The organism is Pseudomonas fluorescens, from assembly GCF_902497895.1.
Classification (GTDB): domain Bacteria; phylum Pseudomonadota; class Gammaproteobacteria; order Pseudomonadales; family Pseudomonadaceae; genus Aquipseudomonas; species Aquipseudomonas fluorescens_BP.
Genome location: NZ_CABVHQ010000079.1, coordinates 1 through 24,102, shown reverse-complemented (window position 1 = coordinate 24,102; position 24,102 = coordinate 1). Strand labels below are relative to the sequence as shown.

The 24,102-nt window shown below is 61.0% G+C and carries 18 protein-coding genes; 12 read left to right on the top strand and 6 right to left on the bottom strand.

Annotated features, from left to right (window positions below; all coding sequences use genetic code 11):
* Positions 1-208 precede the first annotated feature (208 nt).
* The 6 genes from phaR to F8N21_RS26610 all read right to left on the bottom strand — a co-directional run bounded on the left by phaR (position 209) and on the right by F8N21_RS26610 (position 7,945).
* Entirely contained in the window at positions 209-730 is a 522-nt protein-coding gene (phaR, locus tag F8N21_RS26635; RefSeq protein WP_150644970.1) for a polyhydroxyalkanoate synthesis repressor PhaR, read from the bottom strand.
* Between the two features lie 186 nt (positions 731-916).
* Entirely contained in the window at positions 917-2,185 is a 1,269-nt protein-coding gene (locus F8N21_RS26630; protein WP_150644969.1) for an OprD family porin, read from the bottom strand.
* Between the two features lie 171 nt (positions 2,186-2,356).
* On the bottom strand, positions 2,357-4,129 hold the full coding sequence (locus tag F8N21_RS26625; protein ID WP_150644968.1) for an acyl-CoA dehydrogenase C-terminal domain-containing protein: 1,773 nt from the start codon (positions 4,127-4,129) through the stop codon (positions 2,357-2,359).
* A 68-nt stretch (positions 4,130-4,197) separates the two neighbouring features.
* The gene (locus F8N21_RS26620; RefSeq protein ID WP_191624411.1) at positions 4,198-5,862 is read right to left on the bottom strand and encodes a cation acetate symporter; all 1,665 of its coding nucleotides are present in this window, start codon (positions 5,860-5,862) and stop codon (positions 4,198-4,200) included.
* Between the two features lie 5 nt (positions 5,863-5,867).
* Positions 5,868-6,194 carry a DUF485 domain-containing protein gene (locus F8N21_RS26615; protein WP_150644966.1) on the bottom strand — a complete coding sequence of 109 codons (327 nt, stop codon included), beginning with the start codon at positions 6,192-6,194 and terminating at the stop codon, positions 5,868-5,870.
* Positions 6,195-6,322: 128 nt separating this feature from the next.
* A complete protein-coding gene (locus tag F8N21_RS26610; protein WP_150644965.1) occupies positions 6,323-7,945 on the bottom strand; it encodes an acyl-CoA synthetase in 1,623 nt (540 codons plus the stop codon).
* Positions 7,946-8,176: 231 nt separating this feature from the next.
* Here F8N21_RS26610 and F8N21_RS26605 point away from each other — a divergent pair, with 231 nt between their 5' ends.
* From F8N21_RS26605 to F8N21_RS26550, 12 genes are all read left to right on the top strand, one after another.
* Positions 8,177-10,453, top strand: a complete 2,277-nt coding sequence (locus tag F8N21_RS26605; protein WP_150644964.1) for a PAS domain S-box protein — start codon at positions 8,177-8,179, stop codon at positions 10,451-10,453.
* 4 nt (positions 10,454-10,457) lie between these two features.
* The gene (locus tag F8N21_RS26600) at positions 10,458-11,093 is read left to right on the top strand and encodes a response regulator transcription factor (RefSeq protein ID WP_150644963.1); all 636 of its coding nucleotides are present in this window, start codon (positions 10,458-10,460) and stop codon (positions 11,091-11,093) included.
* Between the two features lie 353 nt (positions 11,094-11,446).
* On the top strand, positions 11,447-11,890 hold the full coding sequence (locus F8N21_RS26595) for a CopD family copper resistance protein (protein WP_150644962.1): 444 nt from the start codon (positions 11,447-11,449) through the stop codon (positions 11,888-11,890).
* A gap of 106 nt (positions 11,891-11,996) precedes the next feature.
* Positions 11,997-13,340, top strand: coding sequence for a coproporphyrinogen III oxidase (locus tag F8N21_RS26590; protein WP_150644961.1), 1,344 nt, complete (start codon positions 11,997-11,999; stop codon positions 13,338-13,340).
* A 23-nt stretch (positions 13,341-13,363) separates the two neighbouring features.
* A complete protein-coding gene (gene hemN, locus F8N21_RS26585; protein WP_150644960.1) occupies positions 13,364-14,752 on the top strand; it encodes an oxygen-independent coproporphyrinogen III oxidase in 1,389 nt (462 codons plus the stop codon).
* A gap of 117 nt (positions 14,753-14,869) precedes the next feature.
* Positions 14,870-17,110 (top strand): transcriptional regulator NosR, encoded by a 2,241-nt coding sequence (gene nosR, locus F8N21_RS26580; protein ID WP_150644959.1) that lies wholly within the window; start codon positions 14,870-14,872, stop codon positions 17,108-17,110.
* Entirely contained in the window at positions 17,107-19,026 is a 1,920-nt protein-coding gene (gene nosZ, locus F8N21_RS26575) for a TAT-dependent nitrous-oxide reductase (protein WP_150644958.1), read from the top strand. Before nosR ends, nosZ begins: the two co-directional genes overlap by 4 nt.
* Positions 19,027-19,054: 28 nt before the next feature.
* Positions 19,055-20,365, top strand: a complete 1,311-nt coding sequence (locus F8N21_RS26570) for a nitrous oxide reductase family maturation protein NosD (protein WP_150644957.1) — start codon at positions 19,055-19,057, stop codon at positions 20,363-20,365.
* On the top strand, positions 20,362-21,285 hold the full coding sequence (locus tag F8N21_RS26565) for an ABC transporter ATP-binding protein (protein ID WP_150644956.1): 924 nt from the start codon (positions 20,362-20,364) through the stop codon (positions 21,283-21,285). Before F8N21_RS26570 ends, F8N21_RS26565 begins: the two co-directional genes overlap by 4 nt.
* A complete protein-coding gene (locus tag F8N21_RS26560; RefSeq protein WP_150644955.1) occupies positions 21,282-22,112 on the top strand; it encodes an ABC transporter permease in 831 nt (276 codons plus the stop codon). The genes F8N21_RS26565 and F8N21_RS26560 overlap by 4 nt, the downstream gene beginning before the upstream one ends.
* A gap of 33 nt (positions 22,113-22,145) precedes the next feature.
* A complete protein-coding gene (locus tag F8N21_RS26555; protein WP_150644954.1) occupies positions 22,146-22,673 on the top strand; it encodes a nitrous oxide reductase accessory protein NosL in 528 nt (175 codons plus the stop codon).
* Between the two features lie 144 nt (positions 22,674-22,817).
* On the top strand, positions 22,818-23,561 hold the full coding sequence (locus tag F8N21_RS26550; RefSeq protein ID WP_150644971.1) for an SDR family NAD(P)-dependent oxidoreductase: 744 nt from the start codon (positions 22,818-22,820) through the stop codon (positions 23,559-23,561).
* Positions 23,562-24,102 lie beyond the last annotated feature (541 nt).

The following is a 24,102-nucleotide window of genomic DNA, read 5'->3' as shown; positions in this document are numbered from 1 at the left end:
TAAAACCGGCAATCGCGGTTTTCCAGGTAGTACGCATCCGCCGGTTTTACGACTGCTGCGCAGCCGAGCGGGGCGGTGCGGCGTTCCGACAAGCCCCCTCGCCACAGTATTTGGCAGCCCTTAAAAGATGTGTAGATACCTGTGCCCCCTGGGGAGAGGGTTGGGGTGAGGGGTGGATTTCGGATCAGAACACAGCAGTCAGGATGACTCACTTATCGTCTTTTTTCGGCCCGCCATCGGCCCCTGGCTGGCCGGGTGGGCCGCCGAACAGGCCGAAGAGGTTCTGAGTGTTCAGGTAGAGCGCTTTGGACTGATCGACATACTGGCGCATCAAATCCTGCATGACCGGCGCCTGCTTGTGCATGAACTCGCTCCAGGCCTCGGAGGACTGCGCGCCGGTTTGCGACTGGACGTCGATGACCGTCTGGATGCTTTTATCCAGGTAGCTGCCGAGGACGCCCTGGTACGGGCCGTAGAACTGGATGATCCCCATGAGCATCTCGATGGAGAAGATCGGCTCACCGCCACTTTCGGCTTCCAGAATGACCTGCAGCAAAATACTTCGGGTCAGATCTTCGCCGGTCTTGGCGTCGACTACCTCGAACGGGATTTTATCGACCACCAGTTGGCGTATATCCGCAAGGGTCAAATGACTGCTGGTATGCGTGTCATACAGACGGCGATTCGGGTATTTCTTGATCAGACGGGTGGTCCGACTGTTATCTGTCATGCGGGGCTACTCACAGCGAGCCTGATTTACAGGCATCTTAACCTACTATGACCACGGCGGCGGTTTGGTGTTGCGGGAGAGGGGGGCCAGCGGATTTTTCAGCGGCTTTTGCAAGCAGGATAGGGGTACAACCCGCGAGGCTTGAAGTCAGCGACGCGGGTTCCCCTGTCGGGACGGGAAGTGCGCTTACCAGATAGGCAGGGTATAGCTGACGATCAGACGGTTTTCATCCAGGTCGCTGCCAAAGTTGCTCGAGCGGACCGTGGCGTTGCGCCATTTCACCCCGACGTTTTTCAGTGGACCACCCTGGACCACATAGCCGATGTCGGTATCGCGTTCCCACTCCTTGCCTTCAGGGCGATTATTGCCCAGGTCGATATCGGAGCCGGAGATGTAGCGGGTCATGAAGGTCAGGCCGGGGATGCCAATCGCGGCAAAGTTGTAGTCGTAGCGGGCCTGCCAGGACTTTTCGTCCTTGCTGGCGAAGTCGCCGATCTGCACGAAGTTCACCAGGAACGCATCGCTGCCGTTGACATAGGCATAGCCGGTGTCACCGCTCATTTGCTGATAGCCGAGACCGAGGGCGTGACCACCGAGGTTATAGGTGAACATCGCACCCAGCGCCCGGTTGTCGACATTGCTGCCGCCATCGTCGGTGGAGCGGGCGAAGCGCAGATCGCTCTTGAGCGACTGGCCCTGAGTCACCGGCAACACGTAAGTCAGGTTGACCAGATGCTGGCTGTAGAGGTTGTCCAGATGGCCGTAGCTGTAGCCGGTGTTGAGGTTGCTGTTCCACTTGTAGTTCAGGCCGGCGAAATCGAATCTGTCGCTGGTCACGTGGCGGGTGCGGATGTTCTTCACGCCCGTGGTGGTGATGGCCATGTCCTGATAGTCCGAGGAATCGCGCTGGTTGACCTGGGTCAACCGGCCGGCATCCAGGGTCAGGCCCTCGAGTTCCAGCGAATTCAGCTGGCCGCCCTTGAAGGTCTGTGGCAACAGCCGCGAGTCGTTGGCCAGAAGGGTCGGTACCTTGGGCTGCAAGGTGCCGAGTTTCAGCACACTTTTGGAGGCGCGCAACTTGGCGGTCAGCCCCAGTTCGCCGTACTCGTCCTGCGAGCCCTTGGATGCATCGCTGTGGCGTTTGAGCAAGCCGGAGCCGGCACGATCGGGGCTGGAGTCAAGTTTTACCCCGACCAGGCCGATGGCGTCGAAACCGACTCCCACCAAGCCTTCGGTGAAGCCCGACTCGTAGCGCAGCAGGAAACCCTGAGCCCATTCCTCTTGCTTGGACTGGGCTGCGTTGTCCTGGCGATAGTCGCGGTTGAAGTAGAAGTTGCGCAGCTCCAGGCTGGCCTTGCTGTCCTTGATGAATTCGGCGCTAGCCGGTGCGCAGAGGCCGACGACGCCGCCGGCCAGCAGCAGACGGGTAACGAGTGTGCGGGTGTTACGGTCCATGGTGGAGCCCCTTTGTTTTTATTATGGAGTAGCGGATCCCGCATCGAGCTTCAGGGCTCGATATTCGGGGTAATGCTTTGAAAGAGACGCGCCGATCGCAGAAAATGTGGCAAGGGAGCTTGCGGGGGCAAGCCCCCTCGCCACAGCAAGCCCCTCGCCACAGGTCAATCGTCAGAACTGTTCGGCGCTCAGGCCATACAACGACGCACTGCCAGCCCGGATGCATTGTTCCAGAGTTAGTACGCGGGGGAGCAGACGACTAAAGTAGAAGTCGGCGGTGGCGATTTTCGCGCCATAAAAAGCTTCGTCTTCACTGCGTTTGTTCTCGGCAACCTGCGCCATGCGCGCCCAGAGCCAGGCGTAGGCGACGTAGCCGAACAAGTGCAGATACTCCACCGAAGCGGCGCCGATTTCGTTGCGGTTGGTCGCAGCCTGGTCCTGCAGCCAGTCGCTGAGGTTTTCCAGACGCTGCACGGCGTCGAGCAATGGCTTGGAGTAGGGGGCATCGGGCTGGCCGGCGAACGCGCGGATCTCGCCGGTGAACTGACGCAGTGCGGTGCCTTTATCGGCGAGCACTTTGCGCCCGAGCAAGTCCAGCGCCTGAATGCCGTTGGTGCCTTCGTAGATCTGCGCAATGCGCACATCGCGGACCAACTGTTCCTGGCCCCATTCGCGGATGTAGCCATGGCCGCCGAATACCTGCTGGCCGTTGATGCAGCTTTCCAGGCCGGAGTCGGTAAAAAATGCCTTGGCGATCGGAGTGAGCAGCGCGACCAGGGTCTGGGCACTGTCCCGTTCTTGCGCATCGTCGGAAAACTTCGCCAGGTCCAGCTGCTGCCCGACATAGCTGGCAAAGGCACGACCCCCTTCGGTCATGGCTTTCATGCTGAGCAACATGCGGCGCACATCCGGGTGGACGATGATCGGGTCGGCGATCTTGTCTTTGGCGATCGCACCGGTGGGAGCGCGGCTCTGAGTGCGTTCGCGAGCGTAGGCGACCGCGCTCTGGTAGGACGCTTCGGCGCAGCCGATGCCCTGAATGCCGATGGACAGACGTTCGTAGTTCATCATGGTGAACATCGCCGCCAGACCTTTGTTGGCTTCGCCGACCAGCCAACCGCTGGCACCGTCGAAGTTCATCACGCAGGTGGCCGAGGCCTTGATGCCCATCTTGTGTTCGATCGAGCCGCAGCTCACGGCGTTGGCATTGCCCAGGGAGCCGTCGGCGTTGATCAATACCTTGGGCACCACAAACAGCGAGATGCCTTTGGGGCCAGCCGGCGCGTCCGGCAGTTTGGCCAACACCAGGTGGATGATGTTTTCGGTCAGGTCCTGGTCGCCACCGGTGATGAAAATCTTGCTGCCGGTGATGTTGAAGCTGCCGTCGGCCTGGGGTTCGGCGCGGGTCCGGATAATTCCCAGATCGGTGCCGGCATGGGCTTCGGTCAGGCACATGGAGCCGGCCCAGCGACCTTCATACATCGGCGGCAGGTAGAGGTTTTTCAGCTCTTCGCTGGCGTGAGCATCAATCGCCAGGCAGGCGCCGGAGCTCAATGCCGAGTACAGGGCGAAGCTGGAGTTGGCGCCGTAGAGCATTTCTTCGAACTGCACGGCAAGCATCTTCGGCATGCCCATGCCGCCGAATTGCGCATTACCGGAAAGACCCACCCAGCCGCCCTCGATGTAGGTGGCGTAGGCTTCCTTGAAACCGATGGGGGTGCTGACCTGACCCTCGTTCCACTGGACGCCTTCCTCGTCGCCGCTGCGGTTCAGCGGGGCGATCAGGTGTGAGGTGACTTTCGCCGCTTCTTCGAGAATCGCATCCGCGGTGGCCGCATCGACGCTCTCGGCCAGGGCCGGCAGGCGCGCCCACAAGGCCGGGGCGTCGAACACTTCATGCAGGACAAAGCGCATGTCGCGCAGTGGGGCGTTGAATTGGGGCATAACGTGAACCTCGTTGTGACGGTTGTGCGATGGGCACGGCGCCGCTGGAGCGGACCGTGCCCTATAGATCAATGGCTGGAGGCGCTGGCGATGCCGAGGCCGGTCTGTGCCCGCACGAACTGGTCGGCGTAGGCATCACGCTCCTTGTCCGCCCGCACGCTGCGGTCGAGTTTCGACACCACGACAATCACCAGGAAGGCCAGCGGCATGGAGAACAGTGCCGGATGGTCGTAGGGGAAAATCGCCTTGGCGTGGCCGAGCACGGTGACCCAGACGGCTGGCGAGAGGATTACCAGCACCAGTGCGCAGAGCAGGCCGGCGAAACCGCCGATGATCGCGCCCTTGGTGGTCAGGCCTTTCCAGTACATGGCCATGATCAGCACCGGGAAGTTGGTCGAAGCGGCGATGCCGAAGGTCAAGCCGACCAGGAACGCGACGTTCATCTTCTCGAACAGGATGCCCAGCAGGATGGCGATGATGCCCAGTGCGACAGTGGCCATACGGGTCACGCGCATCTCTTGCTTCTCTGTCGCCTTGCCTTTCTTGAAGACGGTGGCGTAGAGGTCGTGGGAAATCGCCGAGGCACCGGCCAGGGCCAGGCCGGAAACTACCGCAAGGATAGTGGCGAAGGCCACTGCCGAGAGGAAGCCGAAGAACAGGTTGCCGCCCACGGCCTTGGCCAGGTGCATGGCGACCATATTGCCGCCACCAATCAAGGTGCCGCCCACTTCGCCGTTGACGTAGTACTGCGGGTCGGTGCCGATGATGACCATGGCCGCGAAGCCCAGGGTGCAGACCACCAGGAAGAAGAAACCGATGAAACCGGTAGCGTAGAACACCGATTTACGCGCTTCCTTGGCGTTGGGCACAGTGAAGAAACGCATCAGGATGTGCGGCAGGCCGGCGATGCCGAATACCAGGCCCAGGGACATCGAAGCAGTGTTGATCGGGTCGGCGAGCATCGCGCCGGGGCCCATGATGTTCCAGCCGCTGGCATGGGCTTCAATGGCTTTGGTCGCCAGCACTTCATAGCTGAAGCCGAACTGGGACATGGCCATGACCGCCAGGGTAGTACCACCGGCAAGCAGCAGCACGGCCTTGATGATCTGGACCCAGGTGGTGGCGATCATGCCGCCGAAGATCACATACACCAGCATCAACGCACCGACGATCACCACCGCTACCGGGTAGTCGAGACCGAACAGCAATTTGATCAACTGGCCGGCACCGACCATCTGCACGATCAGGTAGCAGCACACCACCGTCAACGAACCGAACGCGGCGAAGATCCGTACCTTGTTCTGGTCCAGGCGATAGGAAACGATGTCGGCGAAGGTGTAGCGCCCCAGGTTGCGCAGACGTTCGGCCATCAGGAAGGTAATGATCGGCCAGCCGACAAAGAAGCCGATGGTATAGATGAAACCGTCGTAGCCCTTGGCGAACACCAGGCTGGAAAGCCCCAGCAGGGTCGCGGCGGACATGTAGTCACCGGCAATCGCCAGACCGTTCTGGAAACCGGTGATGCCACCGCCAGCGGTGTAGAAATCCGAGGTGGATTTGGTTTGGCGCGCCGCCCACATGGTAATCAGCAGGGTGCCCATGACGAACACGAAGAACATGCCGATGGCATGCAGGTTCAGCGGTTGTTTTTCCACCGCGCCCAGTGCCGGCGCGGCGAGTGCCACGGAGGCGGGCAGCAGGCCCGCGGCCGCGAGGATCAGCTTACGAAGCATGCTCATTACTTGCTCTCCTCGAGGACTGCCGCGCCCAGTGCATCGAAACGGGTGTTGGCGCGGTAGACGTACCAACCGGTGAGTAACCAGGAGAACACGATGATTGCTGCGCCTACCGGCATGCCCACGGTCATCAGGCTTTGGCTGGCGAGCGGTGCGTGCAGCCACTGCGGAGCAAAGGCCACTATCGCCATGAACACGTAGTAGGTGCCCAGCACGGCGGCACTCAGCGACCAGGCCAGGCGTGAACGAGTCTTCACCAACTGGAGGAATTTCGGGTTGGACCGGATGCGTTCACATCGCTGGGTATCTGTTGAATGAATGTCGCTCATTGTGGGCTCCACCTTTGTTTTTGTTGTCGATGTTGGGGGCGGGGCGGATGCCTGGCCGATTTCGGCCTGCACAACCCCAAAGCGGCAGGTAAAACACCTGCCGCCGAGTCAACGGAATGTCGTCGGGGTTACAGGTTTTTGGCCATTTCCCGCAGCACGAACTTCTGGATCTTGCCGGTCGAGGTCTTTGGTAGCTGGGTAAAGACCACGGTGCGCGGCAACTTGAATCCAGCCAGGTGTTCGCGGCAGAAACTGATGATGTCGGCCTGGCGGATGTCCTGGTGATCGGCCTTGAGCGTGATGAAGGCGCAAGGCGTTTCGCCCCACTTCTCATCGGGACGGGCGACCACTGCGGCTTCCATTACGGCTGGATGGCGGTACAGCACACCTTCAAGCTCGATGGTGGAGATGTTCTCGCCGCCGGAGATGATGATGTCCTTGAGGCGGTCCTTGATCTCGACGTAACCGTCGGGATGACAGACCGCCAGGTCGCCGGTGTGGAACCAGCCGCCTTCGAAGGCTTCGGCCGTGGCGGTAGAGTTCTTCAGGTAGCCCTTCATCACGGTATTGCCGCGCATGAAGATTTCACCGATGGTCAGACCGTCGCGCGGTACAGGCTCCAGGGTTGTCGAGTCGGCGACCATTACGCCTTCCAGCGTCGGGTAGCGCACGCCTTGACGGGACTTGATCTGCGCCCGTTCTTCCAATGGCAGCTCATCCCACTCGGCATGCCAGGCGCAGAGGGTCACCGGACCATAGACTTCGGTCAGACCGTAGACGTGGGTCACCTTGATGCCCATTTCTTCCACGGCACCAATCACTTTGGCCGGCGGCGCGGCGCCTGCAACCATGGCGTTGACCGGATGATCGATGGCAGCCTTCGCCGATTCCGGCATGTTCACCAGGGCATTGAGCACGATCGGTGCACCGCACAGGTGAGTCACCTGATGCTCGCGAATCATCGTCAGGATTTTCTGTGGATCGACGCGGCGCAGGAACACATGCACGCCCGCCAGGGCAGTGACGGTCCATGGGTAGCACCAGCCGTTGCAATGGAACATCGGCAGCGTCCAGAGGTACACCGGATGGTTGCCCATGGCCCAGATCATCTGGTTGCCCAGGGAGTTCAGGTAAGCGCCGCGATGGTGGTAGACCACGCCTTTAGGGTTGCCGGTGGTGCCTGAGGTGTAGTTCAGCGAGATGGCCTGCCATTCGTCATCCGGCCATTGCCAGGCAAATTGCGGATCACCTTCGGCCAGCAGCGCTTCATAGTCGAGCTCACTGACAGCCCGGCCTTCACCGTATTCCGGGTCGTTGACGTCAATCACCAGCGGCGGGTGATCGAGCATGCCGATCGCGGCATGGATAACGTCATAGAACTCGCGGTCGGTGATCAGCACCTTGGCTTCGCCATGCTGCAGCATGAAGGCAATGGCTTCGGCATCCAGGCGCACGTTGAGCGGGTTGAGCACGGCGCCAATCATTGGCACGCCGAAGTGCACTTCAAGCATCTCCGGGATGTTGGGCAGCATCACTGCCACCGTGTCGTTCTTGCCGATGCCGCGACCGGCCAGTGCCGAGGCCAGGCGCCGGCAACGGGTGTAGGTCTGCGCCCAGGTACGGCGAATCGAACCATGGATAACGGCGGGATAGTGCGGATAAACGCTGGCGGTGCGTTCGAGGAAGCTCAGTGGAGACAGGGCAATATGGTTGACAGCCGTAGGCGCTAGGCCTTGTTCGAAGATCGACATGTACGGGTACTCGGTGGCTGATTGTTAGCTCTATCGTTGGCCTTGCAATGCGGGTCGCTGAGGCCAACTTTATGTCCGGTGTGCTTTATATAACATTCAGCATTAAGTATGGAAGTACAACCTGAGTCTTATAGTACATATACTATATTCAATTCCATGGGGGCTGAATGAATTCAGTCATCCCCACCAAGGCCGGTATATGCTTGGTTTCCCTGACAAAGTGGACCCGCGATGAGCCTTACTCCCGTTCGATTGCACAGTTGGTTGCGCCTGCAGCGCGAGGGGGTTTCTCTCGCCGCCCGGGCCGATGCCTTGTGTCGGGCCTTGCTCGATTGCCCCGAGGTGCATCGGGCGGTGTATTTGAGTTGGCAGCCCCAGGCGCGCATTTATAGCCATGAGGGGGCCGCCCAACATTTGCCGCCGGGCCTCGGAGACCCGTTGCTGGCCAGCGATCAATTGCTCTTCGAGCGTCTGGTGGAGGAAGGGCGACTGGATCTGGCCCAGGTGCGCCAGCTCGATTGCTGGCTGTCCGGTCGTCTGCGCCGGGCGGCCATCAGCCATGGTCAGGTGTTTGATCTGGCGCTGCAGCCGGGCCAGGCGGGATTGCTGCTGGTTGAAGTGCACGAGGGCGTGAGCCTGGATTGGCTGGGCTGGGTCCAGGACCTGTTGACGACCCTGCTGAGCAACGTCAATGGCATGCTGCGGGGCTCGCCGCTGCTGGGCCACGATCCGCAACCGAGTTTGCTGCTGGATGCCCAGGGCCGGCCGCTGGAGTTCAATGCCGCGCTGTTGGCCCTGCTGGCCGAGAAGCCGCTGACCGATGTCCTGGGCTTCTTGCCGGTCAATCACCGGGTGCTGGTGCGGGCTTGTCTGGACCAGCAGCGGGCCATCGACGGGGTCGAGGCGCAGTTCGAGGCGCAGATCCTGATCTGGACCTTTATTCCCGATCCCCAGGACAACCGTGTGCTCGCCCGCTGTCGGGAAGCCACCACCCAGGTCCTGGCCGAGCGTGAGGCGGCCAAGGCGCGCCGGCTGTACCGCTTGATCATCGAGAACACCACTGACCTGATTTCCCGACATACCCCCGACGGGCGGTTTATCGATGCCTCGCCGGCCTCCTGGACGTTACTTGGCTACTGGCCTGAAGAGTTGCGCGGGCAAATGGCCCAGGGCCTGTTCCATGCTCAGGATCTGGCCAGCCTGGTCCAGCGCGCGCGCGATGCCCTGGAGCAGGACGGTTACCACACCATGACCTACCGCATTCGTCATCGCGCCGGGCATTACCTCTGGTTCGAGACGGCCAGCCGGGCGATTCGTGAAACCTATACGGGCGCGGTGGTCGAGGTGATCAGCGTCTCGCGCGACATCACTGCCCGGGTCCAGGCCGAGGAGAACAAGCGACGACTGGCCGAAGTGGTGGAGGCCAACACCGATCCAGTGCTGTTCATCGATCCCGCTGGCCAGGTCACCTACCTCAATCCGGCTGCACGGCGCACCCTGCGGCTCGACGAGCAGCAGCCGATGCCGGCCCTGGCCGACCTCTTCGCCAACGATGACCTGACGCGCCTGCAGCGCGAAGGCTGGAGCAGTGCCGAGCGCAACGGTGTCTGGAGCAGCGATGCACGCCTGCAACCCCCCGGTGGCGGCGCCTCGGTGCCGGTGTCGCTGGTCCTGCTGGCGCATCGCGCTGCCGCGGGCGAGCGTTACTACTCGCTGGTGGCGCGGGATATGACCGAGCGTGAACTGCGCGAAGTGCAACAGCGGCACCATCAGGACGAACTGGCGCACACCGCGCGGCTGGTGACCCTGGGTGAACTGGCCTCGGGCATCGCCCACGAAATCAACCAGCCGCTGGCGGCGGTGGTCAACTATGCCAACGCCAGCCAGCGCTACTTGCAAACGCTGGGAACCAATCCGCAGGCCGCCGAAAAGGTGGCCCAAGGCCTGGAACGCATCACCCTGCACGCCACTCATGCCTCGGAAGTGATCCGCCGGTTGCGGGCGTTCCTGCGCAAAGGCCAGCGGCGCATGCAGGCACTCGACGTCGCCGAAGTCGCCCGGGAGGCGGTGCGCCTGTGTGCCTGGGAGGCGAGCAACTGCCAGGTGGTAATCGAGGAGCGCCTGCCGGATAATCTGCCACCGATTTATGCCGACCGGGTGCTGCTCGAGCAGGTACTGCTCAACCTGTTGCGCAATGCCATCGACGCCAACCGCGAACAACATCCGGGGCAGCCGTCGCGGATTGTCCTCACTGCGGGGCAGAGCAGTGGGGCATGCCTGGAGATCAGTGTGGTCGACCAGGGTCCGGGCGTCAGCGAGCCTCAGCTGGAGCATATATTCACCCCGTTCTACACCAGCAAGGCCGAAGGCCTGGGACTGGGCTTGTCGATGAGCCGCAGCATCATCGAAGGCTTCGGTGGTGAGCTGCAGGCCCGGCGCCAGCCCGTCGGGCTGCTGATGAGTTGCCGCTTGCCGCTTGCCGGATCCACAAAACAACAACAGGAGTAATGCAATGGCAGCTGCGGCAGAGCAGGTGGTCTATGTGGTCGACGACGATCAGGGGATGCTCGATTCGACCGTCTGGCTACTCGAGTCGGTCGGGCTCAAGGCCTTGCCCTTCACCAGTGGCCGGGCTTTCCTCGATGCGTGTGATGTGCGTCTCAATGCCTGCGTGTTGCTGGATGTGCGCATGCCCGGGATGGGCGGGTTGAACGTGCAGGAAGAGATGCGCACGCGGGAGCTGAAGCTGCCGATCATCTTCGTCAGCGGGCACGCCGACGTGCCCATCGTGGTCCGGGCATTCAAGGCCGGGGCCCATGACTTCATCGAGAAGCCCTATAACGAACAACTGTTGCTCGACAGCGTGCAACAGGCGCTCAGCAGCTTCGACGCAAACCGCTCGGGCAGCGAGAGCCATGCCCAGTTGCAGGCTCGTCTGCTCAGCCTGACGCCCCGCGAGCGCGATGTGATGCTGCCGTTGGTGCAGGGTTACACCACCCGCGAAATCGCCGAGCAACTGGGGATCAGCGCAAAAACCGTGGACCTGTACCGCTCGCGGGTGATGAAACGCATGCAGGCGGACAACCTGCCAGACCTGGTAGGCATGGCCATCGTCGCCGAAATGGTCGATCCGCTGAAGCTGCGTTGAACTCGTCAGCAGACAGACCGCTATCGCGAGCAAGCCCGCTCCCACAGGGGATCTCCAGTGTGTCGCAGAGAATGCGCACACCGAAAGTCCAATGTGGGAGCGAGCTTGCTCGCGATGAGGCCGGTTCTGTCGGCATCAATCCTCAGCCGCCCGCACGACCGCTATCGCGAGCAAGCCCGCTCCCACAGGGTGTCCACACCGGGAATCTATGGGGTCCTGCCATCCGGTCGATGTTGATCCGCGTCAAGGTCGAACCGAATGTCAAAGCGCAACAATAGCCTGCGTATCGTCTCCGGTTGCACGCTCGCCGGGCCGTTACCGCGCCACCCTCGGTGTTGAAGGCGGGTAAAACCATGATCTATCCAATGTTGCTGACCTTGCATCTGTTTGCCGCACTGATCTTTATCGGAACGGTGTTCTTCGAAGTCTTGTTTTTGGAAGGTATTCGCAAGCAGGTCCCTGCCAAAATGATGCTCCTGGTGGAGCAGGGGATCGGCCGCCGGGCCCGCAGTCTGATGCCCTGGGTCTTGCTGGTGCTGTTCGGCGCGGGGCTGGGCATGGCCTGGCTGCGTTATCTACCGGCGCTTGCCGCGCCACTGGCGTCGTCCTTCGGCACCTTGCTGACCTTGAAGATCATGCTCGCCGCCAGCGTATTGCTGCATTTCCTCGGCGCCATGTATCTGTTCAAAAGCGGGCGCATGAATGCCCGCTACCTGCACTTCATCCATGGCAGCCTGTTCTGCCATATGATCGCCATTGTGCTGCTGGCCAAGGGCATGTTCTTCCTGACGTGGTGAGGGACTACCCAACTGCCCAGTGCTTCACCCGCGCTTGATACAAGTCAAGGAGCACAAGGCGTTAAACCCGGACACTGATCATCCGGAGCCAGTCTCGGAGATCACCATGTTCGACCTATTTCACCCCTCCAGCGAGCCGAGCATTCGGCGCGATCAGGGCGTGCTCGACCCTAATTGCCATGCCGACACCGAAAAGTTTCATGGTGGCATCGGCTCCCTGGACCTGCTTCGGGCATTGCGCAGCAGTCGCCAGAAGCAACGCCCGCTGTCCCTGACGGTGCAGTTGCCATCCAACCTGCGCTCTTCCTCCTGCTCGCTGCTGGACGTCTCCTGCAAGTGCAGCGAGGTCGACAACTACCTTCAGCACCTGGAGCGCGAGATCGACCTGGTCGGTTGTCACCTGGGCGCGGACCAGCGGGTCGAACAATTTCACCTGACTGGCGGCACACCGGCCATTGCCCATCTGCAACGGTTGATGAGTCATCTGCGCAGCCGCTTCAACTTTCTCGACCATGAGAGCGGCGACTACAGCATCGAAGTGGATCTTCACCATACTGACTGGTCGACCATGGGCCTGCTTCGCGACCAGGGCTTCAATCACGTCAGCATCGGCGTTCCGGATATCGGCGTAGACAGTGAAATGCCAGTCTCCTGCTATCAGAACCCGGCCCCGATCCATTCGCTGATCGATGCCGCTCGCACCTTCGGCTATCGATCGATCAACGTTGACCTGGGGTATGGCCATGCATGGCAGACACCCGAGAGTTTCGCGCTGAAGCTGGCGACCATTATCGAACTGGAACCGGACCGGTTTCAGGTGTTCGACTACAGCGATGCTCCGCAGCGTTATCGACCGCTGAGCGGGGATAAGCCCAGGGAACTGTCCAGTCAGCTCGATAAAGGCACAATGCGCCAGGCCTGCTTTGAACAGTTGGGTGCGGCGGGCTATCACTACATCGGCCTGGGGCAGTTTGTCCGGCCCGACGATGACCTGGCGATGGCCCAGGAACGGGGCCGTCTGCGCCGCAACTGTCAGGGCTTTACCAGCCATGGTTATTGCGATCATGTGGGCTTCGGATTGTCGGCCATCAGCCAGATCGACGATTTATATGCGCAAAACACCGAAGATCTGGCGCATTATCAGTTGCAACTGGATGCGGGCCAATTGCCCACCTGTCGGGGCTGGCGCTGTGAGGCGGGCGATCAGATCAGGCAAATGGTCGTGGAGCGTCTGGCCTGTGACCTGGAACTGGATATCCAGGCGATCGAAACCCGCTACGGACTGATTTTCCGCCAGTACTTTTCATCAGCCTGGCCACTGCTTGAGCAATTGCATCAAGACGGGCTGATCGAGCTGTCCGAGCGTTTCATTTGCATACTGCCCGCCGGCCGCAGGGAAGTGGACGCCATCTGCAATCTGTTTGAAAACGTGGCCAATCCACCGCATTAACCCCGACCAGGAGTCGATCAATCATGAATGCTGCGCTTGAGTTCGATCGAGCCCTGGTCGAAAAATATGACCGCCCAGGGCCGCGCTATACCTCTTATCCCACGGCTCCGCAGTTCCATCAGGCGTTTGCCGTCGACGACTACCAGCGTGCCGCTCGCGACAGCAACCAGACCGCCGTGCCCAAGCCGCTGTCGGTGTATATCCACATCCCGTTTTGCAAAAGCCTTTGTTATTACTGCGCCTGCAACAAGATCATCACCCAGAAAACCCATCGCGCCGTCGAGTACCTGACGTACCTCAAGCGTGAAATCCTCATGCAGGCGGCGTTGTTCGACAGCAGCCGCAAACTCACCCAGCTGCATCTGGGCGGTGGCACGCCGACCTATCTGACCAGCGAGCAACTGGCTGACCTGATGGATTGCCTGCATCAAGCGTTCGACATGGATGACAGTGATGACCATGAATTTTCCATCGAGGTCGATCCGCGCACCATCAGCACCGAACAGATTCAATCGCTGCGCCAACTGGGCTTCAATCGCCTGAGCTTCGGCGTCCAGGACTTCGACCCGGACGTGCAAGCTGCCGTCAATCGTACACAAAGCGAAGAACAGATCTATGCGCTGGTCGCCGCCGCTCGCGAGGCTCGATTCAAGTCGGTCAGCGTCGATCTGATCTATGGCCTGCCGTTGCAGACCGTGGCCAGTTTCGATGTGACCCTGGGCAAGATCATCGCCCTGCGCCCGGACCGGATCGCCGCCTACAGCTACGCCCACCTGCCGCAGATGGTGCGCGCGCAACGCTTGATTCGCCAGGAAGACATGCCGCCACCGGAGCGCAAGCTGGAGTTGCTCGAGCTGACCATCCGCCGCCTGACCGCGGCCGGTTACGTCTATATCGGCATGGATCACTTCGCCTTGCCAGACGACGAACTGGCCCTGGCTCGCGCCAACGGCACCCTGCAACGCAACTTCCAGGGCTACTCGACCCATGCCGACTGCGATTTGATCGGCCTTGGGGTGTCTTCGATCGGCAAGGTAGGCGACAGCTACAGCCAGAGCGTCAAGGAGCTTTCCCAGTACTACGCGCGTCTGAATCTAGGTTTGCTGCCGGTGCACCGGGGGTACCGGTTGAACGCCGACGACCTGCTGCGCCGCGAGGTAATCAGCGACCTGATGTGCCACGGGCGGATCGATTTCGGCAAGTTCGAAGCACGGCATGGCATCTGCTTTACCGAGTATTTTGCCGATGCGCTGGCGCAGCTCGATGAACATGTTCGTGATGGCCTGCTGGAGATTCACCAGGACTCTCTGGTGTTATTGCCCCAGGGGCACTTGATGATGCGCAGCGCCGCCATGGCATTTGACGCCTATCTGGGTGGCGAGCAGAAAGGCCAGTTTTCCCGCACCGTTTGAGGGGGTGGTGTAGCGGGCTGTACACAGGTAAAAAGAGTTGAGTTGATTTCAATCAAGGGACGGGGGCGCAAGGTCCCCTAACATGGGCGCATGAACCCGTCTTTGAAGTCAGTACCCATGAACACCCCTCAGTCCTCGATACCTCGCAACCTGCGCTCCTGGAGCGTCGGGCTGCTGGTGATGCTCGCGCTGATGTTTTCAACCTTCGGTGCCGTACAGGCCAAATCCTACGGCGACATCGAGCAGCAGCGCATCGAGAAAATCCTCCCGCAGACCGATTCGGTATCCGCCCCTGAAGGCAAGTTCAAGGTGCGCACGCTGTCGGCGGCCGGCAAGGTCATCGGCTATGTGTTCCAGAGCCTGGATGTAGTCGATATTCCGGCCTACTCGGGCAAGCCGATCAACACCCAGGTGATCCTCGACCCGGCAGGGGTGATTCAGGACGCCTATGTCCTCGAGCACCACGAACCGATTCTGCTGATCGGGATTCCCGAAGCAAAACTTCACGCCTTCAGCGCCAAATACAAGGACATCAAGGTCAGCCAGCGGGTGGTCGTCGGCCACTCCAGCGACCCGAACGCAGTCACCGTGGATGCCATCGCCGGCGCGACCGTCACGGCGATGGTGGTCAATGAGGTGATCATGCGCGCTGCCCATGAGGTGGCCGTATCGCTCAAACTGGTTGAAGACAATGCCGGCCAGGCGCAGAAACCCGCCACCGTGCGCAAGGACTTTTTCGAACCCGCCTCCTGGGAACAACTGACCGGCAACGGCGCGATCCGCCGCTTGAACCTGACCCGTGGCCAGGTCGACGCAGCCTTCAAGGGCACCGAAGCCGAAGGCATCGACAACGCCAGTCCCGAGCAAGTCGATGAGACCTTTATCGAACTCTACGTCGCCGACCTGAATCCGCCGACCATCGGCCGCAACCTGCTGGGCGACAATCAGTACCGTTTCCTCATGCAGGATCTCAAGCCGGGCGAGCAGGCCATCGCCGTGCTGGGCCGCGGGCTGTTCTCCTACAAGGGTTCGGGTTATGTGCGCGGCGGGATCTTCGACCGGGTGCAACTGCGCCAGTTCGGCAACATCATCAGCTTTCGCGACATGGACCATCAACGGCTCGACGACGTGTTTGCCAAAGGCATGCCCGAGTTCAATGAAATGTCGATTTTCATTGTGCGTGAACCGGCCAGGTTCGATCCGGGAGCAGCCTGGTCCCTGGATTTACTGGTGCGGCGTCAGACCGGCCCGGTCAGTGGCACCTTCAGCAGCTTCGAACTGCCTTACCAAATGCCCGAGCCGTACCTGGAGCGGCCATTGCCCACCGCCGAAGAACTGGCGGCCATCGAAGAGGCCAACCGGCCGATGTGGGTGACCATCTGGTATCAGAAACAGTTCCAGATCATGGTCCTCGGGGCGGCGCTGCTACTGCTCACGACGATTCTGTTCCTGCAGGACAAATTCACCCGCCGGCCACAGTTTCTGCACTGGCTGCGCCGCGGCTACCTGATGTTTACCGTGGTGTTCATCGGCTGGTACGCCCTGGGGCAACTGTCGGTGGTCAACGTGCTGACATTCGTCCATGCCCTGTTCGAGAACTTCCGCTGGGAACTGTTTCTCACCGACCCGCTGATCTTCATGCTCTGGGTGTTCACCGCCGCGAGCATTCTGCTCTGGGGCCGCGGCGTGTTCTGCGGCTGGCTGTGTCCGTTCGGCGCCTTGCAGGAGTTGATCAACGAAGCCGCGCGCAAGCTGAAGATTCCCCAATATGAATTGCCGTTCGCGGTCCATGAGCGGCTGTGGGCGATCAAGTACATCATCCTGCTGGCGCTGTTCGGCGTCTCCCTGGAGTCGATGACCACTGCCGAACTGTTCGCTGAAGTGGAACCCTTCAAGACCGCCATCACCCTCAGGTTCGACCGCCAGTGGTGGTTCGTGCTCTACGCGGTGGCGCTGCTGGTGATCAATATCTTCACCCGCAAGGTCTATTGCCGCTACATCTGCCCATTGGGCGCGGCGCTGGCGATTCCCACCAAGCTGCGGCTGTTCGACTGGCTCAAACGCCGCAAGGAGTGCGGAGACCCCTGCCAACTCTGTGCCAAGGAATGCGAGATCCAGGCGATTCATCCCGATGGCCGGATCAATGCCAACGAGTGCCACTACTGCCTCGATTGCCAGATGACCTATCACAACGAAAACAAATGCCCACCGCTGATCAACAAGCGCAAGAAAAAACGCGGCAAGGCCGCGCCGGTGAGCGCGCAACTCATACCTGTCGTGGAAGTGACGGCTCTTGATGAACCCCGCGAGCACACGTCCCCAGTGACTGTTTTTATTCCTTCAAGGAGCACCTCATGAACGACACAGAATCCAAAAAACCAGCTCAAGCAGCGCAGCCGACCGGTCTGAGCCGGCGTGGCTTCCTCGGCACCAGCGCGGTGACCGGTGCGGTGCTGGCCGGTGCCACGGCCATCGGCGGTGCAGTATTCACCCGCGAAACCTGGGCGGCGGCGGCCAAGGAGTCGCAATCGAAGATCCACGTGGGTCCGGGCGATCTGGACGATTACTATGGTTTCTGGAGTGGCGGTCACCAGGGTGAAGTGCGGGTCATGGGCATCCCGTCGATGCGCGAGCTGTTGCGCATTCCGGTGTTCAACGTCGACTCCGCCACCGGCTGGGGCATGACCAACGAAAGCAAGCGGGTCATGGGCGATAGTGCCAAATTCCAGAACGGCGACTGCCACCACCCGCATTTGTCCATGACCGATGGCAAGTACGATGGCAAATACCTGTTCATCAACGACAAGGCCAACAGCCGCGTCGCGCGCATCCGCCTGGATGTCATGAAATGCGACAAGATGCTCACCGTACCGAATGTGCAGGCCGTGCACGGTCTGCGTCTGCAGAAAATGCCGCACACCAAGTACGTGTTCGCCAATGCCGAGTTCGTCATTCCGCATCCCAATGACGGCAGCACCTTCGACCTGCTGGACAAGAACAGCTACACCATGTTCAACGCCATCGATGCCGAGAAAATGGAGATGGCCTTCCAGGTCATAGTCGACGGCAACCTGGACAACACCGATGCCGACTACACCGGCAAGTATGCGGCGTCGACCTGCTACAACTCGGAGAAGGCCTACGACCTGGGCGGCATGATGCGCAACGAGCGCGACTGGGTGGTGGTATTCAATATTCAGCGCATCGAAGCGGCGATCAAGGCCGGCAAGTTCATCACCGTGGGCGATTCGAAAGTGCCGGTGGTCGACGGTCGTAAAACCGAGGGCAAGGACAGCCAATTTACCCGTTACATCCCGGTGCCGAAGAACCCGCATGGCATCAATATGACGCCAGATGGCAAGTACTTCATCGCCGCCGGCAAACTTTCGCCGACCTGCACCATCATCGCCACTGCCAAGCTCGACGATCTGTTCGACGACAAACTCAAGGATCCGCGCGACGCGGTGGTCGGCGAGCCTGAACTGGGTCTGGGTCCGCTGCACACCACCTACGATGGCCGCGGTTGTGCCTACACCACATTGTTCATCGACAGCCAGGTGGTGAAGTGGAACGTGGAAGAAGCCGTTCGCGCCTACACCGGCGAGAAGGTCAACTACATCAAGCAGAAACTCGACGTGCAGTACCAGCCGGGCCACAACCATGCTTCGCTGACCGAAACCAGCGAGGCTGACGGCAAATGGCTGATGGTCCTCAGCAAGTTCTCCAAGGACCGCTTCCTGCCGACCGGCCCGTTGCACCCGGAAAACGATCAGTTGATCGATATCTCCGGCGACGTGATGAAACTGGTGCACGACGGCCCGGCGTTTGCCGAACCCCACGATTGCATCATGGCCCGTCGCGACCAGATCAGGACCAAAAAGATCTGGGACCGCAACGACCCGTTTTTCGCCGAAACCGTGGCCATTGCAGCCAAGGACGGGATCAAGCTGGAAACCGACAACAAGGTCATCCGCGACGGCAAGAAAGTCCGGGTCTACATGACCTCGATGGCCCCGGCCTACGGCATGCCGGAATTCACCGTCAAACAGGGCGATGAGGTCACCGTGACCATCACCAACATCGACCAGATTGAAGACGTGACCCACGGCTTTGTCATGACCAACCACGGCGTGAGCATGGAAATCAGCCCGCAGCAGACTTCCTCGATCACCTTCATCGCCGATCAGCCCGGCCTGCATTGGTACTACTGCAGCTGGTTCTGCCATGCGCTGCACATGGAAATGGTCGGCCGCATGAAAGTCGAGCGCGTCTGACGGTCGTCACTCCAGAGGTACAGGTTCAATGGCCAATATCAAGGAAAACCCGGTTCGCGGATCCCGGATAAAGTCCATTGCGCTGGTACTGCTGGCGCTCTCGGGCAGTGTCGGGGCGGTGGTGCAACCCATCACCGCGCTGCCGTTGCAGGCCGCTGGCGAGCAACGCTGGCGCCTGCCTGCCGGGGAGTACTCTGGCTCGTTCAGCGTCGATCAGCCGATGCAGATTCTCTGCGAACCAGGGGCTGTGTTTCAGGGCCAGGGGCAGGGCAACGGCTTGATCATCAGCGCGCCCGACGTCACGATTGAGGGCTGCACCTTTGTCGATTGGGGGCACGACATGACGGCCATGAACGCTGCGCTGTTCATCCTGCCCAAGGCCCATGGTGCGCAGATCAAGGGCAACCGGATGCAAGGCCAGGGGTTTGGTATCTGGGTCGATGGAACCCCGGATGTGAGTCTGATCGACAACAGCATCCAGGGCGATCCGGCGATGCGCTCCCAGGACCGCGGCAACGGCATCCATCTGTATGCGGTGCACGGCGCCCGGGTCATCGGCAACCATGTCCGCGACACCCGCGACGGCATCTACATCGACACCTCGAACGGCAACCTGCTGCAGGGCAATACCCTGGAAGACCTGCGCTACGGTGTGCACTACATGTTTGCCAACGACAACCAACTGCTTGGCAACACCACCCGCCGCACCCGCACCGGCTATGCCTTGATGCAAAGCCGCAAGCTGACGGTGATTGGCAATCGCTCCGAACAGGATCAGAACTACGGCATCCTGATGAACTACATCACCTATTCGACCTTGCGCGACAACATCGTTACTGACGTGCGTGACGGCGGCTCGACCGGCGACAGCATGATCAGCGGCGCCGAGGGCAAGGCCCTGTTCATTTACAACTCGCTGTTCAACAGCATCGAACACAACCACTTCGAACGCAGCGCGGTGGGCATTCACCTCACCGCCGGCTCCGAAGACAACCGCATCGCCGACAACGCTTTTGTCGGCAACCAGCGCCAGGTCAAGTACGTCGCCACCCGCTTGCAGGAATGGTCGGTGGAGGGCCGCGGCAACTACTGGAGCGACTACCTGGGCTGGGATCGCAACGACGATGGCCTGGGCGATGTCGCCTATGAACCCAACGACAATGTCGACCGCCTGCTGTGGCTGTACCCGCAGGTGCGGCTGTTGATGAATAGCCCCGGGATCGAGTTGCTGCGCTGGGTGCAACGAGCTTTTCCGGTGATCAAATCGCCGGGCGTGATGGACAGCCATCCGCTGATGAAAGCCCCCATTCAAACCCTGACCAAGGAGCCTGTGTCATGAATGTCGTCGAAATCGAAGGCGTCAGCCAGCGCTACGGGCAGACCACTGTGTTGCATGAACTGAACCTGAGTCTGGCGCAAGGCGAAGTGCTGGGCCTGTTCGGGCATAACGGCGCGGGCAAGACCACCAGCATGAAACTGATCCTCGGCCTGCTCCAGGCCAGCGCCGGGCAGGTCAGGGTGTTCGGCCGGCTGCCCAGCGATCCGCAGGTGCGGCGCCTGCTCGGCTACTTGCCGGAGAACGTGACCTTTTACCCGCAGCTCAGCGGTCTGGAAACCTTGCGCCATTTCGCCCGGCTCAAGGGCGCGTCTGGCGCTCAGGTCGACAGTTTGCTGGAAGAGGTCGGCCTGGCGGGCGCGGCGCAGCGTCGGGTCAGGACCTACTCCAAGGGCATGCGCCAACGCCTGGGCCTGGCTCAAGCCTTGCTCGGCGAGCCGCGTCTGTTGCTACTCGACGAACCGACGGTCGGCCTCGATCCGATCGCGACCCAGGACCTTTATCGCTTGCTCGATCGCCTGCGCGGCCAGGGCACCAGCATCATTCTCTGCTCCCACGTACTGCCGGGGGTCGAGGCGCATATCAACCGCGCCGCGATTCTGACCCAGGGCCGGTTGCTGGCCCTCGGCAGCCTCGCCAGCCTGCGCGAGGAGGCCGGCCTGCCGACCCTGATTCGCACCTGCGGGCTCAAGCGCGCCGGGCAATTGCAGGAGCGCTGGAACGACGCCGGGCATGTCACCCAACGCTGGGGAGTAGAAGGTCTTCAGGTGGCCGCGCTCAATGGCAGCAAGCTCGGATTGTTGCGCCAGCTACTGGCAGAAGACAGCCCGGCAGACGTGGAAATCCACCCGCCGTCCCTGGAAGATATTTATCGCTATTACATGGGGCGCGCCGCTGTGGCACCCACTGAGGTCGCGTTATGAAGCCGATCTGGAACATGGCCCGCAAGGAATTCAGTGACGGTTTGCGCAACCGCTGGTTGCTGGCGATCAGTCTGTTATTCGCAGTGTTGGCCATCGGCATCGCCTGGCTCGGCGCCGCGGCCTCCGGGCAGTTGGGCTTCACCTCGATACCGGCGACCATCGCCAGCCTGGCCAGCCTGGCCACTTTCCTGATGCCACTGATTGCCTTGCTGCTGGCCTATGACGCGATAGTCGGCGAGGACGAAAGCGGCACCTTGTTGCTGTTGTTGACCTATCCTCTTGGACGCGGGCAGATCCTGCTCGGCAAGTTCGTTGGCCATGGCTTGATCCTGGCCCTGGCGACGCTGATCGGTTTCGGCTGCGCAATGCTGGCCATTGCCGTGCTGGTCGATGACGTCGAATTGAGCCTGCTGCTCTGGGCCTTTGGTCGCTTCATGCTGTCTTCGACCTTGCTCGGCTGGGGCTTTCTCGGCCTGGCCTATGTGCTGAGCAGCGTATCGGCGGAGAAATCCACCGCGGCCGGCCTGGCACTGGGGGTGTGGTTCTTCTTCGTGCTGGTGTTCGATCTGGCCATGCTGGCGCTGCTGGTGCTCAGCGAAGGCCAGTTCAGTCCGAAACTGCTGCCCTGGCTGCTGTTGCTCAATCCCGCCGACGTCTATCGGCTGATCAATCTCTCGGGTTTCGAGTCCAGCGCCAATGGCGTTGGCGTGCTGGCACTGGGCAGCGACCTGCCGATGCCGGGCTCGATGCTCTGGCTGTGCCTGGCACTGTGGGTCGCGGCGCCCCTGGGGCTTGCCTACCTGCTGTTTCGTCGACGGTCGACATGAATTCAACTTTGGATATTTCTGGAGCATTTAACGATGAACAGGTTTTATACAAATACCGCGCGGACACTGTCCGGCCTGCTGGTCTGCCTGCTGCTGGCGGCCTGCGAGAAGCCCATCCAAGCCACCTACAACGACGCTGCGTCGGCCTTCCACCCCAGCGATGAATGCCATGTCTGCGGGATGGTCATCGACGAATTTCCCGGGCCCAAGGGCGAAGTGGTCGAGCCGGCCGGGGTCAAGAAATTCTGCTCCACCGCGGAAATGCTCAGCTGGTGGTTGCAGCCGGAAAACCATCATGGCAATGCCAGGCTCTATGTCCATGATATGGGCCGCAGCTCTTGGGACTCGCCGGATGACTCTCACCTGATTGATGCGAAAAATGCTTTTTATGTGATCGGCACCGAGCTCAAAGGCTCCATGGGCGTGGTGCTGGCGTCGTTCTCCGAGCAGCAGGCCGCGGAAAAACTCGCCGCTGACAAGGGCGGGCGCGTACTGCGCTTCTACGAAATCAATCGCAAGCTGCTCCAGCAGCAAACCGCCATGTCGCACATGACTCATTGATCGGCTGATCGGCTGATCGGCTGATCGGTCGAAACTGCATCGAGAAAATCTGATCGCCGTCAAGTCGGTATTTCTTCATCTGCTCAAAGATAGGGGTGTGTTATGTCCCCAGTGCTTGGCATCCGCGATGCCCAGGAGCAAATGATGAATACCGAGTTTCAGGATCGCTTGGCGGTGATCACGGGTGCCAGTTCCGGGATTGGCCTGGCCTTGTGTGCGGCGCTATTGTCCCGAGGCGCCAAGGTGCTGGCAATGTCGCGGTCCCCGGGCGAGCTGCCGGCCTTGCAGCAGATCCATGGCGACCGTTTGCACTGGCATGCCGGGGATGTCACCTCACAGGACGACCTGCGCGGTCTTGCCGGGCGTGCCGCGGCACTGGGGCCGGTGGATTATCTGGTGCCCGGCGCCGGCATCGCGGAGATGGCCGACAGTCTGGATATGGCGGCTTTCCAGCGTCAGTGGGCGGTCAACGGCGCCGGGGCGTTGAATACCCTGGCGGCGTTGCGCTGCGAACTGGCCAGTCCGGCTTCGGTGGTGTTTGTCGGGAGCTTCCTGACGGGGTCGAGCTTTCCTGGCCTTGCCGCCTGCATCGCCAGCAAGGCCGCACTGGTGGCTCAGGTGCGGACCCTGGCGGTGGAGTTCGCGACCTTTGATGTGCGCATCAATCTGGTCTCGCCAGGGCCGACAGCCACTGCCATGTGGGACAACCTGGGCCTGAGCGAAGAGCAACTGGATGACCTCGTCGACAACCTGACCAAACGCCTGCTGCCCGGCCATTTCCTCGACGCCGCGGCGGTGGCCAATGTGATTGTCTTTCAACTGTCCCAGGGCGCACGGGGTGTCTATGGCCAGGACTGGAAGGTGGATAGCGGGTACACCCTGGGTTGAAATTGCAGGAGCAGCCGGCCTGGTTCTCGCGGATGTACCCAGATCCACTGTGGGAGCTGCGGTGCGGCGATCCGACTTGCCCGCGAAGGCGGCCTGACAGCCGGCCTGGCTCTTGCGGATGTACATCGATCCACTGTGGGAACTGGCTTGCTCGCGCAGGCGGCCTGAAAGCCGGCCTGGCTCTCACGGATGTACCCAATCCCCCTGTAGGAGCTGCCGAAGGCTGCGATCTTTTGATCCTGGCGTTTGGTCCGTGTACATATCCATTCCTGCGGTAACGGCCACTTATGGTTCCGCCCTTACGGCGTGTCACTTTGGCAAACACCCCAAAGTAACCAAAGGTCTTGCCCCGAGCGTCCGGCACCTCGCCTAGGCTCGGTGTTCCCTCGCTCCGGCATTCATCAGGGGGCATCGCCTCCGGTCTGCTTCGCGACGACCTCCTCTCGATGTGTTCGACTTCGTCGAACGGCGCTGCGCGCCTCCCCCCTGATGAATGCCTCCACTCGGCCTCCCGAAGGGGCGGGTAGATCAAAAGCCAAAG

What these genes read in the sequence shown, in the direction of transcription:
- phaR (WP_150644970.1), bottom strand. Translation starts at nt 730, where the DNA reads ATGACAGATAACAGTCGGACCACCCGTCTGATCAAGAAATACCCGAAT.
- F8N21_RS26630 (WP_150644969.1), bottom strand. Translation starts at nt 2,185, where the DNA reads ATGGACCGTAACACCCGCACACTCGTTACCCGTCTGCTGCTGGCCGGC.
- F8N21_RS26625 (WP_150644968.1), bottom strand. Translation starts at nt 4,129, where the DNA reads ATGCCCCAATTCAACGCCCCACTGCGCGACATGCGCTTTGTCCTGCAT.
- F8N21_RS26620 (WP_191624411.1), bottom strand. Translation starts at nt 5,862, where the DNA reads ATGCTTCGTAAGCTGATCCTCGCGGCCGCGGGCCTGCTGCCCGCCTCC.
- F8N21_RS26615 (WP_150644966.1), bottom strand. Translation starts at nt 6,194, where the DNA reads ATGAGCGACATTCATTCAACAGATACCCAGCGATGTGAACGCATCCGG.
- F8N21_RS26610 (WP_150644965.1), bottom strand. Translation starts at nt 7,945, where the DNA reads ATGTCGATCTTCGAACAAGGCCTAGCGCCTACGGCTGTCAACCATATT.
- F8N21_RS26605 (WP_150644964.1), top strand. Translation starts at nt 8,177, where the DNA reads ATGAGCCTTACTCCCGTTCGATTGCACAGTTGGTTGCGCCTGCAGCGC.
- F8N21_RS26600 (WP_150644963.1), top strand. Translation starts at nt 10,458, where the DNA reads ATGGCAGCTGCGGCAGAGCAGGTGGTCTATGTGGTCGACGACGATCAG.
- F8N21_RS26595 (WP_150644962.1), top strand. Translation starts at nt 11,447, where the DNA reads ATGATCTATCCAATGTTGCTGACCTTGCATCTGTTTGCCGCACTGATC.
- F8N21_RS26590 (WP_150644961.1), top strand. Translation starts at nt 11,997, where the DNA reads ATGTTCGACCTATTTCACCCCTCCAGCGAGCCGAGCATTCGGCGCGAT.
- hemN (WP_150644960.1), top strand. Translation starts at nt 13,364, where the DNA reads ATGAATGCTGCGCTTGAGTTCGATCGAGCCCTGGTCGAAAAATATGAC.
- nosR (WP_150644959.1), top strand. Translation starts at nt 14,870, where the DNA reads ATGAACACCCCTCAGTCCTCGATACCTCGCAACCTGCGCTCCTGGAGC.
- nosZ (WP_150644958.1), top strand. Translation starts at nt 17,107, where the DNA reads ATGAACGACACAGAATCCAAAAAACCAGCTCAAGCAGCGCAGCCGACC.
- F8N21_RS26570 (WP_150644957.1), top strand. Translation starts at nt 19,055, where the DNA reads ATGGCCAATATCAAGGAAAACCCGGTTCGCGGATCCCGGATAAAGTCC.
- F8N21_RS26565 (WP_150644956.1), top strand. Translation starts at nt 20,362, where the DNA reads ATGAATGTCGTCGAAATCGAAGGCGTCAGCCAGCGCTACGGGCAGACC.
- F8N21_RS26560 (WP_150644955.1), top strand. Translation starts at nt 21,282, where the DNA reads ATGAAGCCGATCTGGAACATGGCCCGCAAGGAATTCAGTGACGGTTTG.
- F8N21_RS26555 (WP_150644954.1), top strand. Translation starts at nt 22,146, where the DNA reads ATGAACAGGTTTTATACAAATACCGCGCGGACACTGTCCGGCCTGCTG.
- F8N21_RS26550 (WP_150644971.1), top strand. Translation starts at nt 22,818, where the DNA reads ATGAATACCGAGTTTCAGGATCGCTTGGCGGTGATCACGGGTGCCAGT.